The sequence below is a fragment of the Nocardia sp. PLKS1-43 genome (assembly GCF_059510335.1).
This window is the reverse complement of sequence record NZ_JCAJZQ010000040.1, coordinates 1-1,710: the sequence shown is the minus strand read 5'-3', so window position 1 is coordinate 1,710 and position 1,710 is coordinate 1. Positions and strand designations below refer to the sequence as shown.

Annotated in this window: 3 protein-coding genes; all 3 read right to left on the bottom strand. The window is 66.4% G+C overall.

Annotation, left to right across the window (positions count from 1 at the left end):
- Positions 1-257 precede the first annotated feature (257 nt).
- The 3 genes from AC5WS7_RS40555 to AC5WS7_RS40545 are packed head-to-tail and all read right to left on the bottom strand — an operon-like array spanning position 258 to position 1,648.
- Positions 258-878, bottom strand: a complete 621-nt coding sequence (locus AC5WS7_RS40555) for a GTP-binding protein (protein ID WP_495959976.1) — start codon at positions 876-878, stop codon at positions 258-260.
- The gene (locus tag AC5WS7_RS40550) at positions 859-1,230 is read right to left on the bottom strand and encodes a DUF742 domain-containing protein (RefSeq protein ID WP_067886305.1); all 372 of its coding nucleotides are present in this window, start codon (positions 1,228-1,230) and stop codon (positions 859-861) included. Before AC5WS7_RS40550 ends, AC5WS7_RS40555 begins: the two co-directional genes overlap by 20 nt.
- Before the next feature lie 7 nt (positions 1,231-1,237).
- The gene (locus tag AC5WS7_RS40545; protein WP_067672258.1) at positions 1,238-1,648 is read right to left on the bottom strand and encodes a roadblock/LC7 domain-containing protein; all 411 of its coding nucleotides are present in this window, start codon (positions 1,646-1,648) and stop codon (positions 1,238-1,240) included.
- Positions 1,649-1,710: the final 62 nt, after the last annotated feature.

Here is a 1,710-nt window from a genome sequence, read left to right as displayed (position 1 = left end):
TGGTGAAGTACTGCACGCCAAAACCCCCTGTTCGGGTCGGATGTTCTCGATTACTTACCTGCGTTCAGGTCTTCGACCGCCGGTCGCTGTCCTGAACTGTGCTTTCGTCTCTGCCGCGACACCAGGGCGACAACCGATTTCGCGAGTACGTGGGTAACTCCCCGGCAACGCCCGAGACCGTACAACATCCCGCACCACCGCCCCGCCGCGAAAATCTCGTAACACCTGACGACACGCTGAAGTCGCGGAGAGGCGGACTAGCGCGCTGGATCGCGGGCCGGTTCCGCGGCGGGCGGGTCCGTCAAGCGGGCGATGGCGTATTCGGTGACCGCTGCCAGGGATTGGCGCACCTGGACCGGGTCGCGGGCGTCGATGTCGACGATGGGTACGCCCTCGCGGATCGACAGCGCCTCGCGCAGTTCGGTCGCCGGGAAGCGAGGCGAGTCGGGAAAACGGTTGACCGCCACCAGGAACGGCAACTGCCGTGCCTCGAAGAAGTCGACCACGGCGAAACTGTCCTCGATCCGTCGGGTGTCCAGCAGCACCACCGCGCCGATGGCGCCCCGGACCAGGTCGTCCCACATGAACCAGAATCGGCGCTGGCCGGGGGTGCCGAACAGGTACAGGGTCAGATTGCCGGGCAGGATGATACGGCCGAAATCCATGGCGACCGTGGTGGTCTCCTTGCCGGGCGTGGCCGACAGATCGTCCACGCCGTCGGAGTAGCCGGTCACCATGGCCTCGGTACGCAGCGGCACGATCTCCGAGACCGCGCCGACGAAGGTGGTCTTACCCGCGCCGAAACCACCGGCCACCACGATCTTCGTGGAGGCGGTGCGAGTTTCGGCATCCGAGACGTCAGAGAGCGCGGAGTCCACGCAGGGTCCTCTCCATGAGCGAACGGCGCTCATCGTACGTGGCGTTTTCACTGAGCGTGGTGTGAACCCGCAACGTGCCGGCGACGACCAGATCGCCGATGACGACGCGGACCATGCCCAACGGCCGTTGAAGATGGGCGGCGATCTCCGCGACCGACAGCCTGCGACCGCCGAGGCGCAGGATGTCGGTGCGGACATCGCCTGCGGGCCAATCGAATCGGCTCGCATACGGCAGGGTTTCCACGACCGCCTCGAGTGGCAGATCGACCGCGGGCTGGGTGCGCCCGGCGGTCAGCGCATAGGGGCGAACGCGTGTTGTCGGCCGGGGATCGGCTCCGAAGGAACTCGCCATGACACCGTCAGACCGACGAGCGGGCGGTGGCCTGAACGACCGCTCCGACCCGATCGGACAGTAGTGCCATCTCGTAGCCGATGCGGCCGATATCGTGCTGCTTGTTGGCCAGCACCGCCAGGTGAGAGCCGTTGCCGACACTCATCACCAGCAGATAGCCGCGTTGCATGTCGACGATCGACTGCATCACCTTGCCGCCCTCGAACAACTGGGCGGCGCCGGAGGACAGACTGGCCAGTCCGGCGGTCACCGCGGACAGCTGTTCGGCGCGATCCGCGGGCAGGTGCGGGCTGGTGGCCTGCAACAGGCCGTCGGCCGATACCAGCACCGCGTGCGAGACGCCGGGGACCTCACGCGTGAAGCGTGTCACCAGCCAGTTGAGATTCTCGTCGGTGGGGGGCTGCTCGGTATCGGTCATACGTGTCCTCCATCGTTGTACTGCGCGTCGTGATGTTCGAGCCCGCCGCCGGACCGAGTTCC

Bases quoted from the DNA above. Each gene is read 5' to 3' on its own strand.
- AC5WS7_RS40550 (WP_067886305.1), bottom strand. From the start codon at position 1,230: ATGGCGAGTTCCTTCGGAGCCGATCCCCGGCCGACAACACGCGTTCGC.
- AC5WS7_RS40545 (WP_067672258.1), bottom strand. From the start codon at position 1,648: ATGACCGATACCGAGCAGCCCCCCACCGACGAGAATCTCAACTGGCTG.